General features: G+C 73.4%; 5 protein-coding genes. 1 reads left to right on the forward strand and 4 read right to left on the reverse strand.

Features of this window, described 5'->3' with window-relative positions:
* Nucleotides 1-115 precede the first annotated feature (115 nt).
* Nucleotides 116-2,293 (reverse strand): discoidin domain-containing protein, encoded by a 2,178-nt coding sequence (locus tag C6N75_RS26110; protein WP_105871338.1) that lies wholly within the window; start codon nt 2,291-2,293, stop codon nt 116-118.
* A gap of 289 nt (nt 2,294-2,582) precedes the next feature.
* Here C6N75_RS26110 and C6N75_RS26115 point away from each other — a divergent pair, with 289 nt between their 5' ends.
* Entirely contained in the window at nt 2,583-3,641 is a 1,059-nt protein-coding gene (locus C6N75_RS26115) for a LacI family DNA-binding transcriptional regulator (protein WP_105871339.1), read from the forward strand.
* A 251-nt stretch (nt 3,642-3,892) separates the two neighbouring features.
* Here the strand turns inward: C6N75_RS26115 and C6N75_RS30955 are convergent, their stop codons facing one another.
* The 3 genes from C6N75_RS30955 to C6N75_RS26125 all read right to left on the reverse strand — a co-directional run bounded on the left by C6N75_RS30955 (nt 3,893) and on the right by C6N75_RS26125 (nt 6,484).
* Nucleotides 3,893-4,069 (reverse strand): hypothetical protein, encoded by a 177-nt coding sequence (locus C6N75_RS30955; RefSeq protein ID WP_181160622.1) that lies wholly within the window; start codon nt 4,067-4,069, stop codon nt 3,893-3,895.
* 231 nt (nt 4,070-4,300) lie between these two features.
* Nucleotides 4,301-4,495 carry an antitoxin gene (locus C6N75_RS26120; RefSeq protein ID WP_105871340.1) on the reverse strand — a complete coding sequence of 65 codons (195 nt, stop codon included), beginning with the start codon at nt 4,493-4,495 and terminating at the stop codon, nt 4,301-4,303.
* Nucleotides 4,496-4,678: 183 nt separating this feature from the next.
* Nucleotides 4,679-6,484 carry a serine hydrolase domain-containing protein gene (locus C6N75_RS26125; RefSeq protein ID WP_105871341.1) on the reverse strand — a complete coding sequence of 602 codons (1,806 nt, stop codon included), beginning with the start codon at nt 6,482-6,484 and terminating at the stop codon, nt 4,679-4,681.
* Between the last annotated feature and the right edge of the window lie 233 nt (nt 6,485-6,717).

Raw genomic sequence — 6,717 nt, forward strand, 5'->3', positions numbered from 1 at the left:
GCCCCCCGCCCCCGCCAGGACACGGAAGACCCCGCCCGTCGTCGGGCGGGGTCCGCGTGCCGTCACCGAACGGAACGTCCTACGGGACGTCGCAAGCGACGTCGTACGCGACGTCCTACGGGAAGTGCGTCACCGTCGAGGGGATGGTGGAGGTGCCCGAGGTCGGGCCTCCGCGGTCGTTGATCACATGCTCGAACTGGCCGTTGCCGCCCAGCGACACCACCGACAGGCTGTGGAACCTCACCCCGGGCTTCACCGGGGCCTTGAAGCCGTGGTCCTGCCGGATGGTCGGGTCCACGTTGTAGTAGCAGTAGCTGCCCATACCCCATCCCTCGTGGGTGGTGACCGAGTCGTCCACCCGGTAGGCGGCGTAGCCCTTGGTCGACCCGTTCTGGATGGCGGCCTGGTTGGGCGCGTCGTACGCCTTCTCGTTCTGGAAGAAGATCGTCCGGCCGCGCTCGCCGAACCACTCCACGTCGTACTTGTTGAAGTGCTCCACGAACAGACCCGTCGCCAGCACGTCGTCGCCGTTGACCCGGACCCCGTAGTCGGCCCGGTTGGTCTCCCAGCCCCAGCCCTCGCCGTGGTCCGCCCGCCACACCCAGGTGTGGTCGATGATCGTGTCGTCGCTGTTGACCACCATGCTGGTGGTCGCCTTGCCCGGTCCGGCGCCGCCGATCCGGATGAACACGTCCTGCACGGTGGTCGGGTTGGCGGCGTGGTCCGCGGACGCCCCCTCGGGGCCGACCTCCAGCAGGGTGCGGGAGTTGACCGGACCGGCGTCGATCAGGAAACCCGCCAGCCGTACGCCGTCCACGTCGGCCACCTTCATCGCGGTGACCCCGTTGTCCGGGATGATCGTGGCGTAGCCCAGTCCCAGCACCACGGTGTCCGGCCGGTTGACCTCGATGGGCCGGTCCACGTGGTAGATCCCCGGCGTGAACAGCAGGTGCAGCCCCTGCGCCAGCGCCTGGTTGATGGTGGCCGCGGTGGCGCCCGGCTTGACCACGTAGAAGCGGCTCAGCGGAAGCGAACCGCCCTGCGGCGCGCCGTTGCCCCAGGACGTGCCGCGCGCGTTGGTCCGCTTGGCCGGGACGAACACCTTGTACTCGCCGCCGTCCAGGTACAGGAACGGCTTCTCCCGGGAGACGGGGGTGGTGTCCAGGGCGGTGTAGGGCGGGTTGGGGAAGCCGGTCGCCGGCGCGCCCTGCACCCCGGAGAAGACCATGTTCCACACGCCGTTGGTCCAGCCGCCCACCGAGCTGTCGCGGGTGTACCACTGCTGCTGCGAGTACGGGCCCACCGTGCCGTCCACCCTGCTGTCGGCGATGTAGCCGCCGCTGGCCCAGCCGTAGCCGTCCGGGGCCAGGTTGAGGCCGCCCTTGACGTGCATCCGGCGGAACGGGGCCGCCTGCGACACCGCCCACCGGTTGGTGCCGTTGACCGGCTTCAGCGCAAGGTTCTCCGCCGAGCGCCAGAAGTTCTGGGTGGCGTTGCCGTTGAACCAGCCCGCGTCGACCGTCACGTCACCGTTGAAGGTGGTGTCGTCGGGGGACAGGCCCAGGCCCGAGATCGAGGTGTAGAACCCGATCTGCGCGTTGATGTCGTCGTACGTCCCGGGCTTGAACAGCAGTTGGTAGCGGCCGGTGCCGAACTGCGCCGACTCCTGCCGGCGGAACACCTCGTCGAGCCTGCCCTGGATGTTCGGCGTCGAGGGGTCGAAGACCAGCACGTTCGGGCCGAGGTCGCCGCCGCCCGGCAACTGCGGCCCGCCGCCCCCTCCGGTGGTTCCGTACACCTGGAACTCCCACAGCGAGTATCCCCACTGGGTGGCCCGCGCCGTGCCCAGCATCCGCACGTACCGCCCGCTGCCGGAGACGGCCAGGCTCTGGGTGCCGCCGGTGGCGGTGGTGGTCGCGTAGGCGTCCGTCCAGTTCGTCCCATCGGCGGAGAGCTGGATGCGGAACGCCTTCGCGTACGCCGTCTCCCACCGCAGCACCACCCGCTCGACCGACGCGGAGGCGCCCAGGTCGACCTGGAGCCACTGCGGGTCGGCGGCTGCACTGGACCAGCGGGTGCCGGCGTCGCCGTCCACCGCGGCCGCCGCCGTGGACCAGGCGTGCTCCTGACTGGAGGCGGTGGCCGGTCTGCCCTGGGAGAGCAGGACCGGTTCGGCGTACGCCGGTGGCGCGGGGAGCACGGCGATCAGGGCGGCCAGCAGCGCGGCGGCCAGCAGGGCGGCCGTGGAGCGCGGGCGTGGCGGCCCGCTGCTGCGCGGGACGGCGAGGGGCATGGAATCTCCTGACATGGGGGTGCGCGGCGCACACGGATGCGCCGGATGGACACCGGGCGCGGCCGGAGCGGCGTGAACCGGCCGCGCACGCTCCCCGACAGCGGTGGGCCACTGTGGGAGAGCGCTCTCCGGCTACCGGGATGCTTCAGCCGGACGACATGTCCCGTCAAGAGGCGTGCACCGATGCAACGACCAGCCATCCCCGTCGAGTTGCGCTGGGGCGGCGATTTCGGGGAGCGCTCTCCCGACGGGTCGGTGCGGTGCTATAAAGACGCCCATGAGCGCCGCCATGAGCAGAGGCTTCCGACGGTCCGCGGGCGCCCCCACCCTGGAGGACGTCGCCCGGGCGGCCGGGGTCTCCCGTGCCACCGTTTCCCGGGTGGTCAACGGGGTCCGCAACGTCGACCCGGTCATCCAGGACGCGGTACGGCAGGCCGTCGCCGCCACCGGCTACGCGCCCAACCGGGCCGCCCGCTCCCTGGTGACCCGGCGGGCCGAGACCATCGCCCTGGTGGTGTCCGGCGCCGCCGACGACTCGCCCTCCGCCTCCACCGCCTTCGCCGGACGAACCGTCACCGACCCCTTCTTCGGCCGGGTCGTCACCGGAGTGGTGCAGTTCCTGAGGCCGCGCTCCATGCACCCGGTGCTGATGTTCGCCGAGTCGCCCGCCGACCGCGACCATGTCGTCTCCTACCTGCGCCAGGGCAGCGCGGACGGGGCGCTCATCGTGTCCAACCACGCGGACGACCCGTTGCCCGCCCAACTGGCGACGGCCGGGCTGCCCGCCGTGGTCTTCGCCCGCCCGGCCCTCCCGGTGCCGCTGAGCTGCGTCGACCTCGACCACCGGGGCGGCGCCAGGCTGGCCGCCGAACACCTGGTGGCGCGCGGTTGCCGGCGTCCGGTCACCATCACCGGCCCCACCGCCCTGCCCGCCGTCCAGGACCGCGTGGGAGGCTTCCGCGACGCCATGGCCCAGTGCGGAATCCCCGACGTCCCGGTCGCCGATGGCGAGTTCAGCCAGGAGTCCGGCGAGGCCGCGATGGCCGCGCTGCTGGAGCGCCACCCACGCCTGGACGCGGTGTTCGCCGCCAACGACGTGATGGCCCAGGGCGCCTGCCACGTCCTGCGCGACCGGGGCCGCCGGATACCGGAGGACGTCGCGGTCATCGGCTTCGACGACGGCCCGGTGGCCGCCGCCTGCCGGCCCGCGCTCACCACGGTCCGCCAGCCCGTCGAGGACATGGCCGCCGAGATGGCGCGGCTGCTCCAAGGGCACATCGAGCACCCCGACCGCCCCGTCACCACCGTGGTCTTCACCCCGGAACTGGTACTGCGCGAATCCGCCTGACCGCCGGCCCCGACGGGACAGCCGGCCCCGACGGGACCGGCGACCGTTGCCCGCGACCGTTTCCTCGGGAAACAGGTGCGGGAAACGGGTCCGGGAAACAGGCCCGGATACAACTGCGGGAGACGGGTCCGGGAAACAGGCCCGGGATACAACTGCGGGAAACAGGTCCGGGAAACGCCAACCGGCCGCCCACGGGGGACGGCCGGCAGGGGGGCCGGGGCGCCGGTCCGGCCGGCGACCCCGGGACCGCGTCAGTCGATCTCGAACTCGCCCGCGTGGATGTTCTCCACCCGGACGTCACCGGCCTGCACCCGGGTGGCGTCGAACCACGCGCCCTCGACGTCCGAGGTGTGGGCGGCGGCCGGGCCCGCGGCGGCGAGGCCGAGAGCCAGCAGACCGGTCAGAACGAAAGCGATGCGCCGAACCATGGGTTTCTCCTTCGAAGTGGGGACTCCGTGACGACTGTTCACCACCCCGCCCGCCCCCGCACGCCGAGCGGTCCGCCCGGGTGGCGCCCCGCGCCGTCGCACCGCCGTGCCCGTTTCCCGCCTCCGCGCATGCCGCGCGCCCCCGCCGACGCGCGGTGGGCGCGGGGCGGGGGCGCGGGAGAGGGGTCGACCGAGGCGGCGACCCGAAGGTTCAGAGGAAGTCAGGTGCGGTCAGGTGCGGGTCGGCGGGTCCTGGTTCGGGTCCCGGCCGAACTCGTCCTTCATCCGCTCCTGGGCGGAGTCGACCTGGCCGCTGTACTTGCCACCCGTCCGCTTGTCGACGAAGTCACCGCTCTTCTCGACGCCCTTGTCGACCTGCGACTCGTGGCCCTTCAGCTTCGCCTTGATCTTGTCCAGCATGGACATGGGTCATCCTCCTCGCCGAGCGGTCCCCCGCCCCTCAGTCTCACGCGAGGGTCCCCGGTTCGCATCCGCGCGCGCCGCCCGCCGCCCGCGCAACCCGCCGGGGCGGGCGAAACCGCAGCTCAGCGCGGTGTCTCGGAGAATGCGCGCGGTTCCATCGGTCTCGGCGGCGGCCGTCCCACGCGGTCAGTCTGCGGAGAGCGACCATCCCTCCGCCTCGATCCGGGCGGCGTCGCCCGGACGCGTCTCGTCGAACAGGGTCCGGGCCCCGTCCAGCACCCGCAGCCCGTCCACGTACACGCCCCGGCCCACGTACCGCTGGTCCGTGGTGTACCGCCAGCGCAGCCGCAGCGCGGCGCCGCGCCAGTCGGCCAGATCGGCCTCCACCCGGTGCCACACCCGCCCCGACCAGCCGGTGACCGTGCCGTCCGGGCGGCGCTCGGCGGGTGCGCCCGGTCGCGCGGTGGTGAACGGCACCGCCCGCCAGGTCGCCCCCGCGTCGGCGGACGCCTCCAGGAACACCGCGTCGGCGGCGGGCTCGATGTCCCACCACAGGGCGCACCGCAGCCGCGGCCGGGGCGAGCGCGGGGTGAGGGCGGGCAGCGTGAGGAGCGCCGTCGTGCCCGAGGCCATCCCGCCGAACCAGGCGCCCCGCCCGTGGGCCGGGCGCACCGCCACGGCCCGGGCCATCCGGTCGGCGGTCGCCACCCGGGGCGCCGAGCCGGAGCGCCAGGTGCGCACCGGATGGACCGAGTTGCCGAGGACCACCAGGAAGGAGTCGGTGGTGGGATCGATCACCAGGCTGGTGCCGGTGAAACCGGTGTGCCCCGCGGTGTGCGGGGTGGCCATCGCCCCCATGTACCAGTGCTGGTTCAGCTCGAAGCCCAGGCCGTGCTCGTCGCCCGGGAAGGCGGTGTTGAAGTCGGTGAACATCAGCCGCACCGACGCCGGCTCCAGGATCCGGGCCCGCCCGTACACCCCGCCGTTGAGCAGGGTGCGGGCCAGCACGGCCAGGTCCCAGGCGCAGGAGAAGACCCCGGCGTGACCGGCGACCCCGCCCAGCGCGTGGGCGTTCTCGTCGTGCACCTTGCCCCACACCAGACCGCGGTCCAGGCCCGACCACGGCGGCCGGGCGTCCTCGGTGGCCGCGATCTTGGGACGCCAGGAGGCGGGAGGGTTGTAGCGGGTGCGGTGCATGCCCAGCGGACCGGTGATCTCGTTGCGCAGCAGCCCGTCCAGCGCCTCCCCGGTGATCTCCTCCAGGACGAGCTGGAGCGTGATCAGATTGAGGTCGGAGTAGCGGTACACCGAGCCGGGCGGGTCGGCCGGAGCCTCGTTCCACAGCAGGCGCAGCTTGCCCTCGCGGGTCGGCTCCTCGTACAGCGGGATCCAGGCCCGCAGCCCCGAGGTGTGGGTCAGGAGCTGGCGGACGGTGACGTCCCCCTTCCCTCCGCCGCCGAACTCCGGCAGGTACGCGGTGACGTGCTCCTCCAGCTCCAGCCGCCCCCGCTCGATCTGCTGCACCGCCAGCACCGAGGTGAACAGCTTGGACACCGAGGCCAGGTCGAAGACGGTGTCCTCGGCCATCGGGATGCGGCGGTCCGCCTCCAGCTCCACCCCGGTGTCGGTCTTCTCGTCGTAGCCGGCGTACCGCACGGCGTGCCCGACCGCGCGGTGCAGGGCCACCGTGCCGCCGCGCCCGGCGAGCAGCACCGCCCCCGCGTACCAGGGGTGCACGGGGGAGGGGCCGAGGAAGCGCTCGGCGTCCTCCACGAGTCGGTCGAGCGCGCCCGGCAGCAGCCCAGCCCGCTCGGCCGAGCCCAGCCGCAGGGTGGGCCGCCGGTCGGCCTCGGCGGGCCGCGCGGGTGCGGCGGCCGCCGCACCCGGGACCGCGCCGATCACCACGGCGCCACCCAGTGCCAGCACTCCGCCGCCCAGTCGGCGGCGGCTGATCTCCGCGCCCTCCCCGGCATGCTCTGCCCCCTCAGCCATCGCCGCCCTCTCCGCCGCGCTCGCGCACGGCCGTCCGCCGCCGCTGAAAGATTCCTTCGGACCACCGCGCAGTAGGTGAAACTTTCTTACCGCCGCCACGGCCGCGTCAAGGACCCGGACCGGGGGCGTACGCGGGCGCGCCGGGGAGCGCGGGGACCGTCGGACGCGGGCGAAGGGACCGGGGCGCGGGCGGGGAGCGGGCGCGGCGTGAGCGGGAAGTGGGGAGCGAGCGG

It is taken from the genome of Streptomyces solincola (assembly GCF_002982015.1).
Lineage (GTDB): Bacteria > Actinomycetota > Actinomycetes > Streptomycetales > Streptomycetaceae > Streptomyces > Streptomyces solincola.